This is a genomic window from Labrys sp. E2SS-1L (assembly GCF_057073705.1).
Genome location: NZ_CP172712.1, coordinates 5,189,122 through 5,212,814 on the forward strand (window position 1 = coordinate 5,189,122; position 23,693 = coordinate 5,212,814).

Sequence of the window (23,693 nt, forward strand, 5' to 3'; positions counted from 1 at the left end):
AGATGCGTGCGATCCTGGGAAGTCCGCGCTCCGGGAAAACGCCTGAATATTTTCATCGACCTCTGGCGCTCGCACCGTCTCGCCCTTATTATCTCGGTGCGGTGCTGCCTGGTTCGTCAGGACAACTGTATCCCCGGGGCCATACGACTCCCAAGGGAGCTGTCACTGTTCTCGCTCGAGGGCTTGGACATTACGGCGCCCACCTACATCAGTAGGCGCCCGGGATCGAACCGTCCAACGGCCGAGGTGGCCCGCTCCCTCCTCATTCCAAATTTGTCTTTGCCAAGCGTGTAATGGCCTCCACCGATCACAAGACCCAGTTGCGCCACAAGGCAATGGCGGCGCGCTCAGAGATCCGCGGTCATCAGCGCCAGGCAGCGACGGCCAGAGCCGCCCATCACGCCTTCAGCCGCCTGAAATACACCAGCGGCATCGTCGGCCTCTACCAGGCTTTTCGCGACGAGATCCATCCGGACGAGATTGCCGAACGCCTGCACCATACGGGCCGTAGGCTCGCTTTGCCGACTACGCCTCGCTATGGCCACCCCCTCACTTTCCGCTCCTGGGCGCCGGGCGACCCCCTGGTGGTCGGTCGCCACAACATCCCCGAGCCTGCGCCCGAGGCGGAGGAAGTCCATCCGCAGGTGCTGCTGGTGCCCCCGGTCGCTTTCGATCGCCGCGGCTACCGCATCGGCTATGGCGCGGGATTCTACGACCGCACCATTCCCCAATTGCGGGCAATGCACCCCGTCTTCACCCTCGGCTATGCCTTTGCCTGCCAGGAAGTCGCATTCCTGCCGTCCGAGCACCATGACGTGCCGCTCGACGCCATCGCCACCGAAAACGAAATCATCACAGTGACGGGGCGTTGATATGCGTCTGTTGTTCTTGGGGGACATCGTCGGCCGCACCGGTCGCAATGCCGTGATCGAACGCCTGCCGGGCCTGCGCGAAGCCTGGAAGCTCGATGCGGTCATCATCAATGGCGAGAACGCCGCCGGCGGCTTCGGCCTGACCGAGGCGATCTTCGACGAGGTCGTCGCCGCCGGTGCCGATGTGGTCACGCTCGGCAACCATTCCTTCGACCAGCGCGAGGCCCTCGTTTTCATCGAGCGAGCCCCAAGGCTGATCCGCCCGGCCAATTATCCCAAGGGCACGCCGGGGCGCGGCGCGACCCTGGTGGATCTGAAGAACGGCACCCGCCTGCTCGTCATCCAGGTGATGGGCCGCGTCTATATGGATGCACTCGATGACCCCTTCGCAGCCCTCGAGCGCGAGCTCGCCGCCTGCCCGCTCGGCCTTGGCGCCGATGCGGTGGTGGTCGACGTGCATGCTGAAGCCACCAGCGAGAAGCAGGCGCTCGGCCATTTCGCCGATGGGCGGGCCAGCCTGGTGATCGGCACCCATACCCATGTGCCGACGGCCGATCATCAGATCCTCAGCCACGGCACCGCCTATATGTCGGATGCCGGCATGTGCGGCGACTATGACAGCGTGCTCGGCATGGACAAGGAGGAGCCGTTGCGCCGCTTCATCCAGAAGACGCCGGGCCTGCGCTTCGAGCCGGCGACCGGCGAGGCGACCCTGTCGGGCCTGGCGGTGGAGACTGACGACCGTACGGGCCTGGCGGTGAAGATCGCCCCGGTGAGAATCGGTGGAAAATTGTCGCAGGCCGAGCCGGCGTTTTGGTGAATCCACGGCAAACGACGCGGCGGGATGGATTTTTCTCGCCACCAATTCTATAAGCCGCGCCACAATTGCCGATCTTCGGACCGGCGTTTCATTCGGCTCGTACTTCACCGAGTCCCCAAGACGACATCAAGGCAAGACATATGGCCGGTCATTCCCAGTTCGCCAACATCATGCACCGCAAGGGCAAGCAGGATGCCAAGCGCTCGAAGCTCTTCTCCAAGCTCGCCCGTGAAATCACGGTGTCGGCCAAGCTCGGCCTGCCCGACCCGAACATGAATGCGCGCCTGCGCGCCGCCGTGCTGGCCGCCCGCGCCGAAAACATGCCCAAGGACAATATCGATCGCGCCATCAAGAAGGCAGCCGGCGCCGATGGCGAGAACTATGACGAGATCCGCTATGAGGGCTATGGGCCCGGCGGCGTGGCGCTGATCGTGGAAGCCCTCACCGACAACCGCAACCGCACGGCCTCCGACGTGCGCTCCTATTTCACCAAGGCCGGCGGCAACCTGGCCGAGACGGGCGCGGTGTCCTTCATGTTCGACCGCGTCGGCGTGATCGAATATGACGCCGACAAGGGTTCGCCCGATGCCATGCTGGAAGCGGCACTGGAAGCCGGCGCCGACGATTGCGCCTCCTCGGAGGACGGCCATGAATTCATCTGCGCCGCCGAGAACCTTGCCGAGGTCACCAAGGCTCTGGAAAACCAGCTCGGCGAAGCCCGCAAATCCGGGCTGGTCTGGCGTCCGCAGAACACCATCGCCGTCGACGACGAGACCGGGGAGAAGCTGATGCGCCTGGTCGACAATCTCGACGATCATGACGACGTCCAGCATGTCTACGCCAATTTCGAGCTCTCCGACGCGCTGATGGCGAAACTGGCGGAGTAAATCGGAACGCGGACATCTCAGCGACATGCTCGCATGTCGCGATGTCCGCTCTTGGAAGCCCGACCTTTTTTCGAAGAAAGAGCGGACAGGATGTCCGCGCTCCGATCATGTCACAGACCCCCATCCGCATCCTCGGCGTCGACCCAGGCCTGCGCCGCACCGGCTGGGGCGTGATCGAGGTGCTGGCCAACCGGCTGTCCTTCATTGCCTGTGGCACGGTGTTTTCCGACGACAATGAGGAGCTCGCCCACCGCCTGCTCGAGCTGCATACGGGCCTCACCGAGGTAGTGACGCGTTTCGAGCCAGACGAGGCGGCGGTGGAGAAAACCTTCGTCAACAAGGATGCCACGGCGACCCTCAAGCTCGGCCAGGCCCGCGGCATCGCCATGCTGGTACCGGCCCAGGCCGGCCTCGCCGTCAACGAATATGCACCGAACCTGGTCAAGAAGACCGTGGTGGGCTCCGGCCATGCCGACAAGAAGCAGATCCGCCTGATGATCAAGGTGCTGCTGCCCAAGGCGGATCCGAAATCGGACGACGCGGCCGACGCCCTCGCCGTCGCCATCACCCATGCCCATCATCGCACCAGCCACAATCTGGCAGCGCTCCTGAAATAGGTTCCAGGCCGGCCGACGGCTGGCGGTCCCGGGAAATTGCGCTTGCCTCCCGCGGCCTCCATCCTTAGAACAAATCGTGAATTTATCCGAGGATTCGCCATGACCCAGGCCAGCCGCGCCGCCGTCTTCTCCGAACTGCATCAGCGTCCCGAACTCTTCCTCATTCCCAATGCCTGGGATGCCGGATCGGCGAAATTGCTGGATTCCCTCGGCTTTTCGGCGATCGCCACCACCAGTGCCGGCCTGGCCTTCACGGTGGGTCGCAAGGACGGCCAGATGTCGCGCGAGGAAACCCTCGCCAATGCGCGAGCCATCGTGGAGGCGACCAGCCTGCCGGTAAGCGCCGATCTCGAAAACGGTTTCGGCGACGCTCCCGAGGACTGCCGGCTCACCATCCTTGCCGGCATCGAGGTGGGGCTTGCCGGCGGCTCGATCGAGGATGCCACAGGTCGGCCCGACCAGCCGATCTATGAATTCGGCCACGCCGTCGACCGGGTGCGTGCAGCGGCAGAGACGGCACGCGCCGGGGGTTTCGTGCTCACCGCCCGCGCCGAGAACTTCCTGCACGGCATCGCCGACCTCGACGACACCATCCGTCGTCTGCAGGCCTTCCAGGAAGCAGGGGCGGAGGTGCTCTACGCACCGGCCCTGACTCGGCTCGACCAGATTTCCAGCGTGCTTAGCTCGATCGACAGGCCGCTCAACGTCCTGTTCACCGTGGGCGGTCAGGATTTCACCGTTGCCGATCTCGCCAGGCTCGGCGTGCGCCGCGTCAGTGTCGGCGGCTCCTTCACCCGGGCGGCTTTCGGCGCCCTGAAGCGGGCTGCCCTCGAACTGCGCGACCAGGGCACCTTCGGCTTTGCCAAGGACGCCATGACCTATGCCGAACTCAGCGCCCTGTTCGGCAAGTGAGAAACCCTGGGGCCGCTGGCGACCAGGATCGCCCCATGCCGCGAATCACGGCAAAGCGCTAGAACTGCCGTGAGAGGACCTTCATGATCGGCAAATTGCGCGGCATCGTTGACAGCTATGGCGAGGACTGGGTGATCCTCGACGTGCAGGGCGTGGGCTACATCGTCTATTGTTCCAGCCGCACGCTCGGCACCCTGCCTTCCCCGGGCGAGGCGACCATGCTCGCCATCGAAACCCATGTGCGCGAGGACCAGATCCGCCTGTTCGGTTTCTCCAGCGACAACGAGCGCGACTGGTTCCGCCTGCTGCAGACCGTGCAGGGCATCGGCACCAAGGTGGCGCTCGCCATTCTGTCCACGCTCAAGCCCGCCGATCTCGCCTCCGCCATCGCCCTCGGCGACAAGGGGGCGGTGGCGCGCTCGCCGGGCGTCGGTCCGAAGGTCGCCCAGCGCATCGTCACCGAGCTCAAGGACAAGGTGCCGAGCTTCGGCCACGTCCCCGCCGACGTCATCGGCCTGCAGGCCGATCTCGGCGAGCAGCGCGCTGCCGGCCCGGTCAGCGATGCGGTATCGGCCCTGGTCAATCTCGGTTACGCCCAGACCCAGGCCTCGGCCGCCGTCGCCGCCGCCTTGCGGGAAGCGGGTGAAGGCGCCGAGACGGCCAAGCTCATCCGCCTCGGCCTGAAGGAATTGTCGCGATGAAGCCCACGCGCAAGAACGCCGGCGGCGAGGCGCCCAAATCCGCCCGCCTCTTGAGCGGCGATTCGCGTGACGAGGATGCGACCGACTCCAAACTGCGCCCGCAGGACCTCGGCGAGTTCGTCGGCCAGGCCAAGGCACGCGAGAACCTGTCCATCTTCATCGAGGCCGCTCGCAAGCGCGGCGACGCCCTCGACCATGTGCTGTTCGTCGGGCCGCCAGGTCTCGGCAAGACCACCTTGGCCCAGATCGTCTCGCGCGAACTCGGCGTCAATTTCCGCGCCACCTCCGGGCCGGTGATCGCCAAGGCCGGCGATCTTGCCGCTTTGCTTACCAATCTGGAAGAGCGAGACGTCCTGTTCATCGACGAGATCCATCGCCTCAATCCGGCCGTGGAGGAAATCCTCTACCCAGCCATGGAGGATTTCCAGCTCGACCTCATCATCGGCGAGGGACCGGCAGCGCGATCGGTGCGCATCGATCTCGCCAAGTTCACTTTGGTGGGCGCCACCACCCGGGCCGGCCTGTTGACCACACCGCTGCGCGACCGCTTCGGTATTCCGATCCGCCTGCAGTTCTACACGGTGGAGGAGCTCGAGCTGATCGTGAAGCGCGGCGGCCGGGTGATGGGCACGCCGATCGCCGAGGACGGCGCCAACGAGATCGCCCGCAGGGCTCGCGGCACCCCTCGCATCGCCGGCCGCCTGCTGCGCCGCGTGCGCGACTTCGCTTCGGTGCTCGGCGCCGAAACCATCACCAGAGCCATCGCCGACAAGGCCTTGAGCGCGTTGGAAGTCGACCAGGCCGGGCTCGATGCCATGGACAATCGCTATCTCAACCTGGTGGCGCTGAGCTTCGGCGGTGGCCCGGTGGGCATCGAGACGATCGCCGCCGCGCTATCCGAACCGCGCGACGCCATCGAGGACATCATCGAGCCCTATCTGATCCAGCAGGGCTTCCTGCAGCGTACCCCGCGCGGCCGGGTGATGACGCCGCATGCCTATCGCCATCTGGGCCTGGCGGTACCGAGTTCTACACCACCGCAAATGCCGCTGTTCGGCGACGAGGATTGACGCAACTTTTGAAAAGCAAGAGGCGGACAGAATGTCCGCGGTCCCAGCCTTGACGTTGCCGTTGCAAACCTCGCAAGGTTCGTGTGGTCAACGCATCGGCTGGGACCGCGGACATTCTGTCCGCCTCAAATACACGCAGGATCAGGCGGGTCCGAAGACCCGCCTGCAACTCAGGAATTACCGCCGTTCAACACGGTGACGGCGCGGCGGTTCTGCGACCAGCAGGAGATGTCATTGCAGGTCGCGACCGGGCGCTCCTTGCCGTAGGAGATGGTGCGCATGCGGCCACCGGAAATGCCCTGCGCCATCAGATAGTCGCGCACCGACTGGGCACGGCGCTGGCCGAGGGCGAAGTTGTAGTCACGCGTGCCGCGCTCGTCGGCATGGCCTTCGATGGTCACGGAGTAGCGCGGATAGGCCTTCAGCCACTGAGCCTGCTTGTTCAGCGTCTGCTGGCCCTCGGGGGTGATGTCGGACTGGTCGACCAGGAAGAGCACGCGATCGCCGACATTCACGACGAAGTCCTGCTGGCTGCCGGGCGATGCAGCACCGCCCGCTCCATAGCCGCCGCCACCGGCACCGCCGGGGCCACCGAGACCGTCGCCGGCACCCGACTTACTCTTACAGGCCGCCAGTGCGAGCACGCAGGTCAGTGCAGCGGCGAAGCGCAGTGCAGGGACCGCGCGCAGGGACGTCATCATTCCGGTTACTCCTCCGGTCGTCAGAATTGGTAAATCAGCCATAGCGAAAGCTGGTTAATCGAACGTTCTGGAAACACGGCTCGCGACGATTTCTTGGCGGTCGCGCAGCCGTCGCGCCTCACTGCAAGAGCCAAACTGCCACTATGGTTAACCAAGTGCTGATCAATTCCGGCACAATGGTGGCCCCGGCTGGGCTCAAGCGAGGCGCACCGTCATTCTCGACCACTGTCGCATTCATGTCACACATCCCCAGCGTGTGAATTGATTTATAACACCATTACTCTATGCATTTTATAGATTGACAAGGTTGATTGATTTAGTGGAGATTTGGCCAAGCTTCTCTCGACTGGAAACCGAACCCATGACGATCAAAACGCTTCGCCTGGCGCGCCTGAGGGATACGCTCGGCGTCCTCCTGGTTCTCGGCCTCGTGCTCTGGCTGATTTTCGGCGCGCTCGCCGGGGCTCGCGCTGCCGAATTGCTGAATGTCTCCTACGACCCGACGCGCGAGCTCTACAAGGAGGTCAACACGGCCTTCATCGCCGACTGGAAGGCCAAGGCTGGCGAAGATCTCACCATCAAGCAATCACATGGCGGCTCCGGCAAGCAGGCGCGCTCGGTCATCGACGGCCTCGAGGCCGATGTGGTCACCCTCGCTCTATCCGGCGACATCGATGCCATCGCCACGGCGACCAAGAAGCTTCCCGACAATTGGCAGTCGCGTCTGCCGCACAATTCCTCACCCTACACCTCCACCATCGTCTTCGTGGTGCGCAAGGGCAATCCCAAGGGCGTCAAGGATTGGGACGATCTGGTCAAGCCCGGCATCGCCGTGATCACGCCCAATCCCAAAACCAGCGGCGGCGCGCGCTGGAACTATCTGGCGGCCTGGAGCTATGCCTTCGACAAGAATGGCGGCGACGAGGCCAAGGCCCGCGATTTCGTGGCCGCCCTCTATCGCAACGTTCCGGTGCTCGACTCGGGCGCCCGCGGTTCCACCGTCACCTTCGCCCAGCGCGACACCGGCGACGTGCTGATCGCCTGGGAAAACGAAGCCTTCCTGACGCTGCAGGAGTTCGGCGCCGACAAATACGAGATCGTCTCGCCCTCCTCCTCCATCCTGGCCGAGCCGCCGGTCGCCATCGTCGATGCCAATGTCGACGCCAAGGGCACCCGCAAGCAGGCCGAGGCCTATCTCAACTTCCTCTACACCCCGGCCGCCCAGAAGATCATCGCCCACAATTTCTATCGGCCGATCGATGAGAAGGCCGCCGATCCGGCCGACCTCGCCCGCTTTCCCAAGCTCAAGCTGGTGACGATCGACGACGCCCGCTTCGGGGGCTGGAAGACCGCCCAGCCCAAGCATTTCGGAGATGGCGGGGTCTTCGACCAGATCTACAAGCCGCAATGAGGCAGCGCAGCAATTTTTCGGGGCGGGTCTTCAGACCCGCCTTTTTTGTAGGTGCGCCGGTTCCAGGCGGGTTTGGAGACCCCCCAGGAAATCATATAACACATTATTCTTGTGGATTTTATCACATTTAACACATTGACAATGTCGATTGATTTAGTGGATATATGAAGAAGTTGTAAATTCTCCTTTCCCACTTCCAGGTTGTGAAATGAACGGCATGACCAGCCTCACCCGCCTTCGCGACACCCTTGCCGTGCTGCTGGCCCTCGGCTTCGTGCTGTGGATGACCTTCGGCGCGCCTTCGCGCGCTCACGCCGCCGAGCTCCTCAACGTCTCCTATGATGCCACGCGCGAACTCTACAAGGAGATCAACAAGGCGTTCGCGGCGGATTGGAAGGCCAAGACAGGCGAGGACCTCACCATCAAGCAGTCCCATGCCGGTTCCGGCAAGCAGGCCCGCGCCGTCATCGACGGGCTCGACGCCGATGTGGTGACGCTGGCCCTGTCCAACGACATCGACTCCATCGCCAAGGCGACCAAGAAGATCCCGGAGAACTGGCAGTCCCGTCTGCCGCGCAATTCCACGCCCTACGCCTCCACCATCGTCTTCGTGGTGCGCAAGGGCAATCCCAAGGGCATCAAGGATTGGGGTGACCTCGTGCGCCCCGACATTGCCGTGATCACCGGCAATCCCAAGACCGGCGGCGGCACGCGCTGGAACTATCTGGCCGCCTGGGGCTATGCCTGGGACAAGACGGGCGGCGACGAGGACAAGACGCGCGAATTCGTGGCGGCCCTCTATCGCAATGTGCCGGTACTCGACAGTGCCGCCCGCGGCGCTACCATCACCTTCGCGCAGCGCGAGGTGGGTGACGTGATGATCGCCTGGGAGAACGAGGCCTTCCTGACGCTGAAGGAATTCGGTGAGGACAAGCTCGAAGTCGTGGTTCCCTCGATCTCGATCCTGGCCGAGCCGCCGGTCAGCATCGTCGACGCCAATGTCGACGCCAAGGGCACCAGGAAGCAGGCCGAGGCCTATCTCGACTTCCTCTACACCCCGGCCGCCCAGAAGATCATCGCCCATAACGGCTATCGTGCCAGCGACGAAGCCGCCGCCGATCCGGCCGATCTCGCCCGTTTCGCCAAGCTGAAGCTGTTCACCATCTCCGATCCGCAATTCGGCGGCTGGGCCAAGGTCCAGGCCAAGCATTTCGCTGACGGTGGCATCTTCGACCAGATCTACAAGCCGAAGGGGTGAAAACCTTCTCCCCTTGCGGGATCTGGCATTTCCTATGGAAGTGCCTTAGGTGGCGCGCAGCGCCGGACGAGGGGTCTTGCGACCTGCCCGGTACGTCTTGCGGCCGCGCGACGAGATAGCGCATCGTTTCACCCCTCATCCGCCCCTCCGGGGCACCTTCTCCCACAAGGGGAGAAGGAAGTCGCCCCACCAGGAACCGCCCATGGCTCTTGCCGCCACCTTGCGAGCTCCCTTCGTCAAGCCGAACGCCCTGCCGGGCTTCGGGCTGACGCTCGGCTACACGATCTTCTATCTCAGCCTGATCGTGCTGATCCCCCTAGCCGCGCTGCTGCAGAAGGCGGCCGTACTCGGCCCTTCCGGCATCCTGGCCATTGCGGCCGAGGGACAGGTTGCCGCGGCCCTCAAGGTCACCTTCGGCATTTCCCTCATCGCCGCCCTGGTCAATGTCGTCTTCGGTGTCATCGTCGCCTGGGTGCTCGTGCGCTATGACTTCCCGGGTAAGCGCCTGGTCGACGCTGCGGTGGACCTGCCCTTTGCCCTGCCGACGGCCGTGGCGGGCCTCGCTTTGTCGAGCCTCTACGCATCCAATGGCTGGATCGGCCAGTTCTTCGCTCTTGCCGGCATCAAGGTCGCCTTCACCACCAAGGGCATCTTCGTTGCCTTGGTCTTCATCGGCCTGCCCTTCGTGGTGCGCACATTGCAGCCGGTGCTGGCCGAGATCGACAAGGAGATCGAGGAAGCTTCCGCCACGCTCGGCGCCACCCGTTTCCAGACCGTGACGCGCGTGCTGCTGCCCCCGCTGCTGCCCGCCGTGCTGACCGGCTTTGCCCTCGCTTTCGCCCGCGCCGTCGGCGAATACGGTTCGGTGATCTTCATCGCCGGCAACATTCCCTATGTTTCGGAGATCGTGCCCAGCCTGATCTTCCAGAAGCTCGAGCAGAACAAATATGCCGATGCCGCCGCCATCGCCATCATCATGCTGGCGATCTCCTTCGCCATGCTGCTGGCGATCAACCTGATCCAGGCCTGGAGCCGCAGGAGGATGGGCGATGCCTAATTCGACCTCCGAACTGGCGATCGAGCTTTATCGCGAACCGCCCGTCAGCCGTGAACATGCCGTCACCACCGAGACATCCTGGGTCCGCCGCGTGCTGATCGGCATCGCCCTGGTCTTCCTCGCAGCCTTTCTGGTGATGCCGCTGATCGAGGTGTTCTACCAGGCCTTCCGCAGCGGGGCCGCGGCCTATTTTGAATCCTTCGAGGATCCGGACACCCGCACCGCCGTGTGGATGACCGTTATCGTCGCCCTGATCGCCGTGCCGCTCAACATCGTCTTCGGGGTGATCGCGGCCTGGGCCGTAGCCAAGTTCGACTTCAAGGGCAAAAGCCTGCTCATCACCTTGATCGACCTGCCCTTCTCCGTCTCCCCGGTGGTGGCGGGCCTGGTCTTCGTGCTGCTGTTCGGCGCGCAAGGCCTGCTCGGTCCCTGGCTCTCCGCGCATCGCATCCAGATCATCTTCGCTCTGCCCGGCATCGTGCTCGCCACCATCTTCGTCACCTTTCCCTTCGTGGCGCGCGAACTCATCCCGCTGATGCAGGCCCAGGGCAAGGCCGACGAGGAAGCCGCGCTGACCCTCGGCGCCTCGCCGCTGAAAATGTTCTGGACGGTAACCATCCCCAATATCCGCTGGGGCCTGCTCTATGGCGTGCTTCTGTGCAATGCCAGGGCGATGGGCGAGTTCGGCGCGGTCTCGGTGGTGTCCGGCCACGTCATCGGCGGCACCAACACCATGCCGCTGCATATCCAGATTCTCTATGAAGGCGGAGGCTCGGCCGCGATCGCCGCCTTCGCCGTCGCTTCCCTGCTCGCAATGCTCGCGCTCGTCACTCTCGTCGCCAAGACCATCCTCGAATGGCGTTATGGCGACGAGTTGGCGCATGGCGCCAAACACTGAGGACCGTCCCATGGACATCCGCGTAACCGGCCTGACCAAGAGCTACGGCGTCTCGCCGGCCCTGCACGGCATCGACCTCGAGATCAAATCCGGCGAGCTCCTCGGCCTGCTCGGCCCCTCAGGGTCGGGCAAGACCACACTGCTGCGCATCATCGCCGGGTTGGAGCGCCCGACCACGGGCACCGTCTTCTTCGGCGCCGACGATACCGCCGGCCTCACCGTGCAGGAACGCCGGGTCGGTTTCGTGTTCCAGCATTACGCGCTGTTCCGCCATATGAGCGTGGCCGACAATGTCGCCTATGGCCTGCGCGTGCGCCCCCGGGCCAAGCGGCCGGCCGAGGCGGAGATCGTCAGGCGCGTCAACGAATTGCTCGATCTCGTGCAGCTCGGCGCCTTCGGCCAGCGTTTCCCCTCCCAGCTCTCCGGCGGCCAGCGCCAGCGCGTCGCCCTCGCCCGTGCCTTGGCTGTCGAACCCAAGGTGCTGCTGCTGGACGAGCCTTTCGGCGCCCTCGACGCCAAAGTGCGTAAGGATCTGCGCAGCTGGCTGCGCACCATCCACGACAAGACCGGCCACACCACCATCTTCGTCACCCATGATCAGGACGAAGCGCTGGAACTGTCGGACCGCATTGCCGTGCTCGACAAGGGCCGCATCGACCAGCTCGGCGTGCCCGACGAGATCTACGACCATCCGGCCACGCCCTTCATCTTCGGCTTCATCGGCGAGTCCAGCCGTGTGCCGGTGGCGATCTCGCAGGGACGGATCCTGCTCGACGGCACGGCCCTGCCCTTCAATGCCGACGGCCTGCCGGACGGGCCGGCCAGCCTGTTCGTGCGCCCGCACGACGTCACGCCGGTCGACCCGGGCGCATCGGCTCTCAATGGGCTGATCGTGGCGCAGCGCCGCGTCGGCGCCACCCGCCGCCTCGAGGTCGCCCTCGGTACCCAGGGCACGGTGGTGGAGGTCGACACGCCGAGCCTGCGCAGCAGCGAGAACAACAAGCCGGTCGGCCTCAAACTGCTCAACGCCGCCGTTTTCGCCGCCAATGGCGAGGCCCGCTATTTCCGCGGCGCGGCCACGGAGCCGGTGGTGGTCCGGCCGAGCGCCTTCCAGCGCGCCTGAGCCTACCGATGCCGTGGAGCGGCTGCATCTCCAGTACCCTCGGCCCTACGGCGCGTGCATAGCAGGTCTGCACCGGCACGCGCAGCTGCGAGTGAGGCTTCCGCCCCTCGCAAGGATGGGTTAACGCTGGGCGGCGTTCCAAGGCAGCGGTTCCGGCGCCAGCCCATGAGGCAACGCCGTCTTTCCCGGTCAGGTGGTCATCAACTTGCTTTCGCGCTTCCGCCCCGACAATTTCATGCTGATGCTTCTGGGCGTCGTGGCGTTGGCGAGCTTCCTGCCCATTGCAGGACGGCCAGCCGAAATATTCGCGGCCCTGGCCAATGGTGCGATCGCGCTGCTCTTTTTCCTGCACGGCGCCAGGCTTTCGCGCGACACGGTGATTGCGGGCCTGTCGCACTGGCGCCTGCACCTGACCATCCTGCTCGCAACCTATGCCCTGTTTCCGGTGCTGGCGCTCGCGCTCGATTATGGCCTGGTCTCGGCGCTGACGCCGACGCTCGCCAGCGGCATCCTCTTTCTCGCCATCCTGCCCTCGACGGTGCAGTCCTCGATCGCCTTCACCTCGATAGCGGGCGGCAATGTTCCCGCTGCCGTCTGCGCGGCATCGGGCTCCAACATTCTCGGCATCTTCATCACGCCGCTGCTGGCCGGCCTGCTCTTCGCCTCGCGCGGCGTGGGCTTTTCGGGCTCGGTGCTGATCACCATCGTCACCCAGCTCCTGCTGCCCTTCGTGCTCGGCCAGGTGCTGCAGCCCTGGATCGGCGGCTTCGTGCGCCGGCACCGCTTCGTGCTGAGCTTCGTCGACCGCGGCTCGATCCTGATGGTGGTATATCTGGCCTTTTCCGAGGCCGTCACGGGCGGGCTGTGGCGGCAATTCTCGGCCACGGCCCTACTCACCATGGTGTTCGTCGATGCCGCCCTGCTCGCTTTGGTGCTGTTGATCACCACCTATGGCAGCCGCCGTCTCGGTTTCTCCAAGGAGGACGAGATCACCATCGTGTTCTGCGGCTCCAAGAAGAGCCTGGCCACTGGCGTGCCGATGGCCACCGTGATCTTCGCCGGCCAGAACATCGGGGCCATCGTGCTGCCGCTGATGCTGTTCCACCAGATCCAGCTGATGACCTGCGCCATCCTAGCCCAGCGCTATGCCCGCCGCCTCAAGGCCCTCGCCGCGAGCAAAGAGGAAGACCCCACCGAGGATTGGCCCGAAATCGAGCCCGGTGCTCAGGAAGCGTCATCCCGGGCCAAATAAAAACCCCTCCCCGGCATTGAAACCGGAGAGGGGAACATTCGCATGCTCGAGCATCCTGCCCGTTCTTCCTATAACCCAAACGCTGCGTTTCCAGGCACGGGCCGGATGACCCACGCCCCCCCGGAGCTCGCCCCCGGCGTCAGGCCTGCTTGGACAAGGAGGCGGACCAAGCCGGGTCAGAGGCAAAGCCCTGCGTCGGCACCCGCTGCTCAGGCGTGCCGAAGATCGAGGCCTGCCAGAGCTGCGGCCCCTGGCCGAGATCGCGGAACCACATCAGATAGAGGCCGTTCGGCGCCCAGGTCGGGCCTTCATTGTGGAAACCCTCGGTGATCATGCGCTCGCCCGAACCGTCGGGATTCATGATGCCGATGCCGAACTGCCCCCCCTTCTGGCGGGTGAAGGCGATCAGGTCGGAGCGGGGCGACCAGACCGGCGTGGAGTAGCGGGCACCGCCCTCGCCGGAGGTGATGCGCTGCTGGTTTGAGCCGTCGGCACCCATGATGTAGATCTGCTGGGTGCCGCCGCGATCGGACTCGAACACGATACGGCCGCCATCCGGCGAATAGGAAGGCGAGGTATCGATCGCGCTGCCATTGGTGAGCTGCGTCGCCTGTTTCGTCTGCAGGTTCAGCAGCTGGATGGTCGAGGAACCGTTTTTCTCCAGGCTCATGATGACCTTGCGCCCGTCCGGCGAAAAGCGCGGCGAGAAGGTCATGCCGGGGAAGTTGCCGACAACCTGGCGCTGGCCGGTCTGGACATTGGTCAGGAAGACGCGCGGATCGGCATCAGCGAAGGAAAGATAGGTCAGTTCCTGCGTGGTCGGCGAGAAGCGGGGCGTCAACACCAGATCGGTGCCGCGGCTGAGATAGACGGTGTTGGCACCGTCCTGGTCCATCACAGCGAGGCGCTTCACCCGCTTGTCCTTGGACCCGGATTCGGAGATGAAGGCAATGCGCGTGTCGAAGGGACCGGGTTCGCCTGTTACCGCCTTGAACACGGCATCGGCAGCGACATGGCCCAGTCTCCGCCAGCTGTTGGCCGGTGCGGAGAACTGCTGGCCGGCAATCTGCCTACCCTGCGCGACATCCCAGACCCGAACCTGGATGCCGAGGCCGCCGCCTGCGGGCACCACCTGGCCTGCGACGACCACCTGTGCGTTGAGAGTCTGCCAGCTGCCGAAATTCGGCGTGGCATTGGGGCCGACCTGTTCGACGAAGGCCTTGGAATCGATCGGCTGGAACAGGCCGGAGCGGCTGAGATCGTTGCTGATGATGCCGGAAAGATCGCGCCCACTGCCGCTGATGCCCATGACGGCAACCGAGACGGGCTGGATACCGCCCTGACCTCGGCCCCTGAGTTCCAGGATGGGAGCAGCCGACTGCGCCCAGGCCGGCATGGCCGCGAGGCCTGCGAGCGCAGAAATCGCCCCAGCGCCAGCCTGCATAAATCCGCGTCGATTCAGATTCATTCGCATGTGTCTCTCGTCACGTTCGGCCATGTTGCCCGGAAGATCAGAAGCCGCCGGGTTCATGGGTGTAGTTGAATTCTTTCCATGCCGCGTAGGTCTGCGGATTGAACGGCAGGGGGTTGTCGGCGGTGATGCAGCGCTTGATCGCCCGGATCAGGGCATTGCCGGTCGCAGCATCGCTGGAATTCACCAAGGTCGGGGCAGCAGCAAGGGTACCGTCGGAGTTCATCGACAGCTTGACCTTGGCAAAGGCCGAGCCTGCATTCACGCCGAAGTTCGGCGGCATGCAACGTGTTACCTGCTTCTCGACCATCCGCCCCATTGCAGCCTGCTCGCTCAGGCTGAGCCTGGGCGCATTGGCCTCCGGCCTGCCGGTTGACGCGGTCTGGCCGATATTGTCGCGGGTATTGCCAGCACGGCCAGACGGCTTGCTCGGCGTCGTGGCAGGGCCGTTGCTGGCAACCTGCTGACCTTCCTTGGCCTTACGCTTGGCCAGGATGCCGTCGATGCCATCGAGCTGCTTAGCATTCTTCGCGGCTGCGGCCTGCTTGGCTTCCTGCGCCTTCTTGTCGGCAATCGCCTTGTCGATGGCGGCCTGTCGCTCGGCGTCAGCCTTGGTCTTGGCATCGGCCAGTTGCTTCTGCTTCTCGGCTTCGGCTTTCTTGGCGGCCTCGGCTTCAGCGATCTTGCGCTGCTTCTCGGCCTCAGCCTTCTTGGCGGCCTCCGCCTCCGCGATCTTGCGCTGCTTCTCGGCTTCCGCCTTCTTGGCGGCCTCCGCCTCGGCAACCTTGCGCTGCTTGTCGGCTTCCGCCTTCTTGGCGGCTTCCGCAGCCTCGGCGAGCTTCTGCTGGCGCTCGGCTTCCGCCGCTTCCTTGGCCGCAGCCTCGGCCTTGGCGGCAAGCTCGGCGCGGGCCTGCGCCTGCGCCTTGGCGGCGGCATCGGCGGCAGCCTTGGCTTGGGCCGCCTTCGCGGCAGCGTCCGCCTTGGCCTGTGCAGCCTTGGCCGCAGCTTCGGCCTTGGCCTGTTCCTGCGCCTTGGCGGCTGCCTCGGCAGCGGCAGCAGCCTGCGCCAGCTTGGCGAGGGCCTGCGTGTCCGGTTTCGGATCGGGCTTTGGCGTCGGCAAGGGCGGCGGGGCGTCGTCGGAATTGTCGGCGACTTCGGCATCCGGCACGTCGCGCGTCGGCGGAGTCGGCGTAGCCTGCGCCTGCTGCGGCGCTTCCTGCCCGCCGCCACCACTGGCCGACGGTGTCGGATCGCCCTTCATGATCTGGTCGTATTGTTCCGGCGTGACCATGTCCACCGGGACGGCCGGGGCCGAGTCGAGCGGCTTGGCGGCCGGAAACGCGAACAGCAACGCTCCCAGCAAAATTACATGCACCGCCGCCGAAACGGGAAGTCCATAATCACGCATCGTACTCAAACCGGCCTTTCAAACCCCAACCCCGACGTCTTCGTTCGCCCCTTCGACGTCGCCAAGCCATCCCTGTCTCTGTGTCATCCGCCTACCCATGCGGTCATCGGTCGAGACAGGGGAATGTGAATGCCCCGTTCCTAGCTCTGCGGCTGGGTCACCAGCGCGGCCTTCTTGAATCCGGCGCCGGTGATGTCGCTCATCACCTTGGCGATCTGATCCCAGCTCGCCTTGCCGTCGCCCTTGACGAAGATACGCTCATCCGCCCCAGCCCCGTTCTCCGTCATCGCCTTGAGGCGACCGAGCAGATCAGGCTCCGGCTTGTCGCTGTCATTCAGATAGGACTGGCCGTCCGCCTTGATGGAGACGGTGATCGGGCGCTTGTCCACCGAGATGGCCTTCGCCTGGGTCTGCGGCAGATCGATATCGACGCCCTGGGTCAGCAGCGGCGCGGCGACCATGAAGATGATGAGCAGCACCAGCATGACGTCGATGAACGGCGTCATGTTGATATCGGCGATCGGCGCCTTGTGACGGCGCCGGCGGCGCGTCCCGCCGCCCGAGCCGCCGGATCCTGTCGCAACACTTCCACCCATGATGCTTTCCTTGAGATGAAGGACCGAACGAGGTGACCGCTTAGGCGGCCAGGCGCTCGTCGATCTGGCGCGACAGGATGGCGGAGAATTCGTCGGCGAAGCCTTCCAGGCGAGCCTGCTGCTTGGCGACTTCCGCGTTGAACTTGTTGTAGGCGATCACCGCGGGAATGGCGGCGACCAGGCCCATCGCCGTGGCGAAAAGCGCCTCGGAAATGCCGGGCGCCACCGCTGCCAGCGAGGTGTTCTTGGTGGCCGCGATCGACTGGAAGGCGGTCATGATGCCGACGACCGTGCCGAACAGGCCAATGAACGGGCTGGAGGAGCCGACGGTGGCGAGCACCAGGAGCTTGGATTCAAGACGCTCCACCTCGCGCTGAACGGTGACATCCATCACCTTCTCGATGCGCGCCTGCAGGCCGAGGAAGGAACGGCCGGGCGATTCGAGCGAGCGCTTCCATTCGCGCATGGCCGAGACGAACAGGCCGGCCATGCCGTAGTTCTGGCGCTGCGACAGCGAGCGATAGAGCTCTTCCAGGCTCTGGCCCGACCAGAACACCTGCTCGAAGCGGTTCATGGCGGCGCGCGACCGGGAAAACAGGATGGCCTTGTCGATGATGATGGCCCAGCACCAAACCGAGGCTGCCATCAGGCCCAGCATGACGATCTGGACGACCAGACCGGCATTCATGATCAATCCGAGCAGGCTCACATCGGTTACCGGAGCCAGGGCCGTCTGGGCCATATCGGCGGTCGCTTCCATTCCTTCAATTCCTCGTCCTGAGGCCGGCGGGCCAAAGCCGATCCCGAGGATCGGCGTCTTCTCAGTCTATCCGGTCCGCGGAGGATCGGCACATTCGTAGCCAGGCAGATCCGCGCAAGATCGGCCTATTCGCAACAATACTCGGCGAGTTCGATCCCGATCCTGAGCTTCAAGCCAAGATCAAGCCTGCCGAAGGCGTTTTGCTCTAGGGCGCCGCCCCGGCACACACCAAACGTTACTCGGGAAATCCACGCGCCTGATTGTGCAGAGCAACAACTCCAGGCGTCACGGGCTCCTTTTGACGTTTGAATGTGACCGCAGTGCGGCACCCCTTCCCAACCGCGATAAACGGCGGATTCCAGGCCTATTGATCATCGGTACCGTTAATGTCGGGTTACGGCCGGCTTCGATTCGCGAATTCTTATTTACGATGCGCTGCAACATTGATGGCAGCGACTTCAACGCTGGCCGATTACTGATTCCGACTGATGCGTTCCGCGATTTGAGGACAACGACCCAAACCGCGAAGAAGTGTCGAAACAAAAGGTTCGAGCCAAAAAGCGTTCACGCCTCGAGCCATCATGCTTTGGACAGCACAGTGCGCAGACTCTCCGGCAGACGCTGGGGCCTGCCGTTACGGATACATACCACCAGCACCTTGGCAGTGGTCAGGACTTCCTCGCCCCGCCGGATCGACTGTTCGAGGTGCAGCGAAGGCCCGCGCACCTCGCCAGCCTTGGTCTCCACCTCGATGATGTCGTCCATCAAGGCAGGACGCAGGAATTCAACCTGGATCGAACGTACGGCGAAGGCGATTCCCTCCTCGCGGTGAAGGGCGAGTTGGTCGACGCCGAGCGCGCGGATGAACTCGGTCCGCCCGCGTTCGAAGAAGCGCAGATAATTGGCGTGGTAGACGATACCGGAGAAATCGGTGTCCTCGTAATAGACCCGAAGAGGCAGCCTGTGGCAGATATCGTTAAGCACGCCACCGAAATTTGGCGGGGTTTGCGCCTTTTCTATCATGGGGAAAGCCGTTTGTTCAAAGTTTCGCCTGACTTGACCTGTGTGGTATCGACGTGACCGGAGCATGATGCGTTGTGGTGAGAACGCGCCTTGCTCGAATGCCGAGTTTCGACCCATCCTTGCGATTTACGGCGATTCCGCCAGATCGCAGAACGCCTTGGATTGATTGCAACCGAATGAGCCGCCCTATGCTCCGCCCCGCTTCCGCCGCGCTTTTGCTGGCCGTGACCCTGGCCCTGCCCTCGGGCCCGGTGCGCGCAGCGTCCTATGACGAAGGACTGATGCCGCCCGGCAGCGTCGGGCAGGACCAGTCCGCGCAGGATAATGGCTACACGCCCGACCAGCCCTATCCGCAGCCGCCTGCCCAGGCCGCGTATCCTGCCCAAACCGAGTATGACGGCAACGTCACCGGCTCGACCGCCGAGCCCCCCCCGGCGGCCACGGCTGCGGCACCCAGCCCGTCGCAAGGCGGCTATGTCGTGGCCCAGGAATCCACCATGGGCGATCTCCTCGTACGCGTACAGCGGCTGGAGGGTGAGAACCGCCGGCTGCTCGGCACCGTCGAGGATCTGCAGTCGCAGGTGCGCCGCCTCCAGGATGACATGAAGCGCCAGCAGGAAGATACCGAATATCGCCTGCAGGCCCTTGAAGGCGGTGGTGGCAAGGCGTCCGCTCCGAAGCCGGCCCCCAGCACGCCTTCGCGCCAGAAGAGCGGTCAGAACGCCCCTCCCGCCACGCAGCCCAACTCCCTGGGCAGCCTTCCCGCCGGCGGCGGCAACGATGTCGCCATGCAGGACTCCACCGGCGACGTTCCCGACCAGGCTCCGCCGCCCTCGACGCCGCGCCCGCGCAACTCCACCGTCTCCCCCGGCCTGCCGGGCATTGCCGTCGACACGTCGCGGCCGATGGCGAGCAATGAACCCAATGCCGGCGCCGAGCCGGCACCCGCAGCCCCGGCAACTCCGGAGGCCGAATACGCCGCCGACTATCGCTTGATCGAGACCCAGCGCTACGACCAGGCCGAGGCTGCCTTTCGCAACTTCATCGCCAGCCACCCCAAGGACAAGCGCGTGCCCGACGCCGTGCATTGGATCGGCGAGAGCCTCTATCAGCGCAAGCAATATACCGATGCAGCCGAGCAGTTCCTGAAGGTCACCAAGACCTACGCCAATTCCAGGCGCGCGCCGGCAAGCATGCTCAAGCTCGGCATCACATTGGCGGCCATGGGCGAGAAGGATGCGGCCTGCGCCGCGCTTCAGGCCGTCGGCAGCAAATATCCCAAGGCCGGCCCGACCATTCTCAGCGGTGCCGATCGCGAGATCAAGAAGAACGCCTGCAAGGTCGGGTGATCCCGGCCTTCGGCGCCCGGGACACCGCCATGGCGGATGCCGGTCATGCATCCGGGAGCCGTGCCTTGTCCGCACCCATTGCCCTGGGAGAGCTTCGCACCCTCCTTGCCGATTTCGGCAATCGTACGCATGTCATCCTCGCGGTCTCGGGGGGCGCCGATTCCACCGCCCTGATGTTGCTGGCCGCACGCTGGCGCGAGCAAAACCCGCAAACTTGCCTCACCGTCGCAAGCATCGATCACGCCCTGCGTCCCGAAAGCGCCGGGGAATGCCGTATCGTTGCCATGAGGGCCACGGAACTCGGCCTGCCCTGCATCATCAAGCGCTGGGAGGGCGACAAGCCGGCCGCACGCCTGCAGGAAGCAGCCCGCAACGCCCGCTATGCCCTGCTGGCAGAAGCCGCGACCGAAATCGGAGCGGATGCGATCGCCACGGCCCATACGCTCGACGACCAGGCCGAAACCGTGCTGATGCGCCTGATGCACGGCTCTGCCGTCGACGGCCTGGCCGCGATGCGCCCCGTCATGCCTCTGGCTGGTCTCAGCCTCATCCGCCCCCTGCTCGGCACGACCAGAGCCCGGCTGGTGGCGACCCTGCAGGCCGCCGGCATGGCCTGGCTCGAGGACCCGTCCAATCGCAATGCCCGATTCGAGCGCGTACGCCTGCGCGCCCTTCTGGCCCAGCTTGCCCCGCTCGGCCTCGATCCGGAGCGCCTGGGCCTGCTCGCCCGCCGGGCCGCACGCAGCAGCGACGCGCTGGAAGCCATCGCGGCCGAGCGTTTCGAGGTTCTGGTCCGTCGGGAGCAAGACTGCCTGCGGCTCGACGGCCGCGGCCTTGCGGCCTGCCCCGCCGATATCAGGCTGCGCATCCTGGAGCGGGCGGTGCTCGAGATGCGGGACAGAAACGCGGGATCGGCCTATGGCCTGCGCCTCGAACGCCTGGAGGCACTGGCGGCGGCGCTCGACCAGGTTCTCGACCAACCTCTCGACCTGGGCGACGGCCAGGGAGCCCACTGGCAGCGCAGCCTCGGCGGCACCCTGCTGCGGCTGGACAAGTCCGGCAATCTCCAAGTCACCCGCGAGCCTGAACGCCGACGCGGCATCACGAAAACCAAGATGTAGAAATTGTCATTTTCCGCCAGCCCTGCCCTAGAAGCGGCAAAATAATGGCCTATTTCAAGAAATTAGCGGCGCATGCGCCACTCGAATCTTCACCGTGACAAGCCCTCGGCACTTCTGTAAGGGAGCGCAGGGCTATCTATCCCACGGGCTTGCCTTGGCATTTGGCTCGCCTGTGCCTATTTTAGCCGCGATATGCTGTGGCGTCTCCTGCAGAAGGCAGGCCGTCCGCCGCGAAAGGCGAGAGATGAACGCGAACTTCCGAAATTTTGCGCTTTGGGTGATTGTCGTGCTGCTGCTGCTGGCACTCTTCACCCTGTTCCGGCAGACGGGCAGCCAGAGCGCCGCCGCCGACGGCTCGATCTCCTATTCGGAATTGGTGAAGTCCGCCAAGGAAGGCAAAATCAAGGATGTCACCATCCAGGGCAGCGAGCTCAAGGGCACCTACGTCAATGGTGGCACGGGCTTCACCACCCAATTGCCCAATGATCCGAATCTGGCCAAGACGCTGAACGACCTCAACGTACAGGTCAGCGCTGCCCCGCCCGCCGAGACGCCATGGCTCCTACAGCTGTTGCTGCAGGCCCTGCCGATCCTGGCGCTGATCGGCGTGTGGATCTTCCTGTCCCGCCAGATGCAGGGCGCCGGCGGCAAGGCCATGGGCTTCGGCAAGTCCAAGGCCAAGCTGCTGACCGAGGCCCATGGCCGCGTCACCTTCGATGACGTCGCCGGCATCGACGAGGCCAAGGAGGACCTGCAGGAAATCGTCGAGTTCCTGCGCGATCCCCAGAAGTTCCAGCGCCTGGGCGGCCGCATTCCGCGCGGCGTGCTGCTGGTCGGGCCTCCCGGCACCGGCAAGACGCTGACGGCGCGTGCTGTCGCCGGCGAAGCCAATGTGCCTTTCTTCACCATTTCCGGCTCCGATTTCGTCGAGATGTTCGTGGGCGTCGGCGCCAGCCGCGTGCGCGACATGTTCGAGCAGGCCAAGAAGAATGCGCCCTGCATCATCTTCATCGACGAAATCGACGCCGTCGGCCGCCACCGTGGCGCGGGCCTCGGCGGCGGCAATGACGAGCGCGAGCAGACGCTGAATCAGCTGCTGGTCGAGATGGACGGCTTCGAGACCAACGAAGGCATCATCATCATCGCGGCGACCAACCGCCCCGACGTGCTCGATCCTGCCTTGCTGCGTCCCGGCCGCTTCGACCGCCAGATCGTGGTCTCCAATCCCGATCTGTCGGGCCGCGAAAAGATCCTGCGCGTGCATGTGCGCAAGGTGCCGCTCGCTCCCGACGTCGACCTCAAGATCATCGCCCGCGGCACGCCCGGCTTCTCCGGCGCGGACCTGATGAACCTGGTCAACGAGGCGGCCCTGCTCGCCGCGCGCCGCAACAAGCGCATGGTCACCCATCTCGAGTTCGAGGACGCCAAGGACAAGATCCTGATGGGTGCCGAGCGCAAGACCATGGCGATGTCGGAAGAGGAAAAGCGCCTCACCGCCTATCATGAGGCGGGCCATGCCATCGTCGGCCTCAACGTGCCCAAGGGCATCCCGGTGCACAAGGCCACGATCATCCCGCGTGGCCGCGCGCTCGGCATGGTGAAGTTCCTGCCCGAGGGCGATCGCTACTCGATGAAATATATCGAGTTCACCTCCCAGCTCGCCGTCGCCATGGGTGGCCGCGTGGCCGAGGAGATGATCTTCGGCAAGGAGAACATCACCTCCGGCGCCGCGGGCGACATCGAGCAGGCCACCCGCATGGCAAAGGCCATGGTCACCCGCTACGGCTATTCGGACGAGCTCGGCACCGTGATGTATGGCGAGAACCAGGACGAGGTTTTCCTCGGCATGTCCATGGGCCGCACGCAGAGCGTGTCCGAAGCGACGTCCCAGAAGATCGACGCCGAAGTGCGCCGCCTGATCAACCAGGGCTGGGACGACGCCAAGCACATCCTCACCGAAAAGCGGGACGACCTCGAAGCCCTGGCCCAGGCGCTGCTCGAATATGAGACGCTGACCGGCGACGAGATCCGCGACCTGCTCGACGGCAAGCCGCCATCCCGCGATCCGCTGGAGGAGCCCCAGACGACGCGCGGCTCGGCCATCTCTGCCGGCAAGCCGCGCCGCCCGCCACCGCAGCCGGAAGGCGGCATGGAGCCTGCTCCTTCGGCCTGAGGGCCAAAGATATCCAATATTGATGGAGGCCGGTCGCGAGACCGGCCTTTTCATGTTGTGGGTGCCTCCAGCAGGGACCGGCCCGCAGCATCCTGATGGATGCCACGCTGGCGCAAATCGCAGAGGCAGCCGGCAAATCCTTTCCAATGGTGTCACCGGCGAAACAACGCCTCTCCTCGCCTCGAATTGCCACTGTTCAGCTTCAGGGCGGTG

Annotated in this window: 22 protein-coding genes and 1 other RNA gene; 17 read left to right on the forward strand and 6 right to left on the reverse strand. The window is 64.7% G+C overall.

The window, feature by feature from the left end:
• The first annotated feature begins 98 nt into the window (after nt 1–98).
• From ssrS to ruvB, 8 genes are all read left to right on the forward strand, one after another.
• Nucleotides 99–256: non-coding RNA, 6S RNA (gene ssrS / locus ACIGJE_RS24290), on the forward strand.
• Nucleotides 257–293: 37 nt separating this feature from the next.
• Nucleotides 294–872 (forward strand): 5-formyltetrahydrofolate cyclo-ligase, encoded by a 579-nt coding sequence (locus ACIGJE_RS24295; protein WP_311939962.1) that lies wholly within the window; start codon nt 294–296, stop codon nt 870–872.
• Between the two features lies 1 nt (nt 873).
• On the forward strand, nt 874–1,692 hold the full coding sequence (locus ACIGJE_RS24300) for a TIGR00282 family metallophosphoesterase (RefSeq protein ID WP_483678919.1): 819 nt from the start codon (nt 874–876) through the stop codon (nt 1,690–1,692).
• A gap of 140 nt (nt 1,693–1,832) precedes the next feature.
• A complete protein-coding gene (locus ACIGJE_RS24305; RefSeq protein WP_367625446.1) occupies nt 1,833–2,579 on the forward strand; it encodes a YebC/PmpR family DNA-binding transcriptional regulator in 747 nt (248 codons plus the stop codon).
• Between the two features lie 107 nt (nt 2,580–2,686).
• Complete coding sequence (gene ruvC, locus ACIGJE_RS24310) at nt 2,687–3,196, forward strand: crossover junction endodeoxyribonuclease RuvC (RefSeq protein ID WP_311939967.1); 510 nt, start codon at nt 2,687–2,689, stop codon at nt 3,194–3,196.
• A 99-nt stretch (nt 3,197–3,295) separates the two neighbouring features.
• Nucleotides 3,296–4,108 carry an isocitrate lyase/PEP mutase family protein gene (locus ACIGJE_RS24315; protein WP_311939969.1) on the forward strand — a complete coding sequence of 271 codons (813 nt, stop codon included), beginning with the start codon at nt 3,296–3,298 and terminating at the stop codon, nt 4,106–4,108.
• Between the two features lie 83 nt (nt 4,109–4,191).
• Nucleotides 4,192–4,809, forward strand: a complete 618-nt coding sequence (gene ruvA, locus ACIGJE_RS24320; protein ID WP_311939970.1) for a Holliday junction branch migration protein RuvA — start codon at nt 4,192–4,194, stop codon at nt 4,807–4,809.
• Entirely contained in the window at nt 4,806–5,879 is a 1,074-nt protein-coding gene (gene ruvB / locus ACIGJE_RS24325) for a Holliday junction branch migration DNA helicase RuvB (RefSeq protein WP_311939972.1), read from the forward strand. Before ruvA ends, ruvB begins: the two co-directional genes overlap by 4 nt.
• Before the next feature lie 170 nt (nt 5,880–6,049).
• Here ruvB and pal read toward each other — a convergent pair whose 3' ends face one another.
• Nucleotides 6,050–6,580 carry a peptidoglycan-associated lipoprotein Pal gene (gene pal, locus ACIGJE_RS24330; protein WP_068285675.1) on the reverse strand — a complete coding sequence of 177 codons (531 nt, stop codon included), beginning with the start codon at nt 6,578–6,580 and terminating at the stop codon, nt 6,050–6,052.
• A 361-nt stretch (nt 6,581–6,941) separates the two neighbouring features.
• Here pal and ACIGJE_RS24335 point away from each other — a divergent pair, with 361 nt between their 5' ends.
• From ACIGJE_RS24335 to ACIGJE_RS24360, 6 genes are all read left to right on the forward strand, one after another.
• Nucleotides 6,942–7,991, forward strand: coding sequence for a sulfate ABC transporter substrate-binding protein (locus ACIGJE_RS24335; RefSeq protein WP_437178688.1), 1,050 nt, complete (start codon nt 6,942–6,944; stop codon nt 7,989–7,991).
• Between the two features lie 217 nt (nt 7,992–8,208).
• Nucleotides 8,209–9,249: a sulfate ABC transporter substrate-binding protein gene (locus ACIGJE_RS24340; protein WP_415086446.1), complete on the forward strand. Its 1,041-nt coding sequence runs from the start codon at nt 8,209–8,211 to the stop codon at nt 9,247–9,249.
• A gap of 202 nt (nt 9,250–9,451) precedes the next feature.
• The gene (gene cysT, locus ACIGJE_RS24345) at nt 9,452–10,306 is read left to right on the forward strand and encodes a sulfate ABC transporter permease subunit CysT (RefSeq protein WP_394313031.1); all 855 of its coding nucleotides are present in this window, start codon (nt 9,452–9,454) and stop codon (nt 10,304–10,306) included.
• A complete protein-coding gene (gene cysW, locus ACIGJE_RS24350) occupies nt 10,299–11,204 on the forward strand; it encodes a sulfate ABC transporter permease subunit CysW (protein WP_311939976.1) in 906 nt (301 codons plus the stop codon). The genes cysT and cysW overlap by 8 nt, the downstream gene beginning before the upstream one ends.
• A complete protein-coding gene (locus ACIGJE_RS24355; RefSeq protein WP_415086443.1) occupies nt 11,170–12,327 on the forward strand; it encodes a sulfate/molybdate ABC transporter ATP-binding protein in 1,158 nt (385 codons plus the stop codon). The genes cysW and ACIGJE_RS24355 overlap by 35 nt, the downstream gene beginning before the upstream one ends.
• 235 nt (nt 12,328–12,562) lie before the next feature.
• Nucleotides 12,563–13,579, forward strand: a complete 1,017-nt coding sequence (locus tag ACIGJE_RS24360) for a bile acid:sodium symporter family protein (RefSeq protein ID WP_311939978.1) — start codon at nt 12,563–12,565, stop codon at nt 13,577–13,579.
• A 139-nt stretch (nt 13,580–13,718) separates the two neighbouring features.
• Here ACIGJE_RS24360 and tolB read toward each other — a convergent pair whose 3' ends face one another.
• The 5 genes from tolB to ybgC form a co-directional block, all read right to left on the reverse strand.
• The gene (gene tolB, locus ACIGJE_RS24365; protein ID WP_415086491.1) at nt 13,719–15,047 is read right to left on the reverse strand and encodes a Tol-Pal system beta propeller repeat protein TolB; all 1,329 of its coding nucleotides are present in this window, start codon (nt 15,045–15,047) and stop codon (nt 13,719–13,721) included.
• Between the two features lie 43 nt (nt 15,048–15,090).
• Nucleotides 15,091–16,458: a cell envelope integrity protein TolA gene (tolA, locus tag ACIGJE_RS24370; protein WP_415086441.1), complete on the reverse strand. Its 1,368-nt coding sequence runs from the start codon at nt 16,456–16,458 to the stop codon at nt 15,091–15,093.
• Nucleotides 16,459–16,598: 140 nt separating this feature from the next.
• Nucleotides 16,599–17,054 carry an ExbD/TolR family protein gene (locus ACIGJE_RS24375; protein WP_311939984.1) on the reverse strand — a complete coding sequence of 152 codons (456 nt, stop codon included), beginning with the start codon at nt 17,052–17,054 and terminating at the stop codon, nt 16,599–16,601.
• Nucleotides 17,055–17,094: 40 nt separating this feature from the next.
• Entirely contained in the window at nt 17,095–17,814 is a 720-nt protein-coding gene (gene tolQ, locus ACIGJE_RS24380) for a protein TolQ (protein ID WP_068285660.1), read from the reverse strand.
• Nucleotides 17,815–18,393: 579 nt separating this feature from the next.
• Nucleotides 18,394–18,837, reverse strand: a complete 444-nt coding sequence (gene ybgC, locus ACIGJE_RS24385) for a tol-pal system-associated acyl-CoA thioesterase (RefSeq protein ID WP_376717721.1) — start codon at nt 18,835–18,837, stop codon at nt 18,394–18,396.
• Between the two features lie 188 nt (nt 18,838–19,025).
• Between ybgC and ybgF the strand changes: the two genes are divergently transcribed.
• The 3 genes from ybgF (at nt 19,026) to ftsH (ending at nt 23,480) form a co-directional block, all read left to right on the forward strand.
• Nucleotides 19,026–20,186, forward strand: coding sequence for a tol-pal system protein YbgF (gene ybgF / locus ACIGJE_RS24390; RefSeq protein ID WP_367625442.1), 1,161 nt, complete (start codon nt 19,026–19,028; stop codon nt 20,184–20,186).
• A 65-nt stretch (nt 20,187–20,251) separates the two neighbouring features.
• A complete protein-coding gene (gene tilS, locus ACIGJE_RS24395; protein ID WP_415086437.1) occupies nt 20,252–21,307 on the forward strand; it encodes a tRNA lysidine(34) synthetase TilS in 1,056 nt (351 codons plus the stop codon).
• A 244-nt stretch (nt 21,308–21,551) separates the two neighbouring features.
• The gene (ftsH, locus tag ACIGJE_RS24400) at nt 21,552–23,480 is read left to right on the forward strand and encodes an ATP-dependent zinc metalloprotease FtsH (RefSeq protein WP_311939993.1); all 1,929 of its coding nucleotides are present in this window, start codon (nt 21,552–21,554) and stop codon (nt 23,478–23,480) included.
• Nucleotides 23,481–23,693 lie beyond the last annotated feature (213 nt).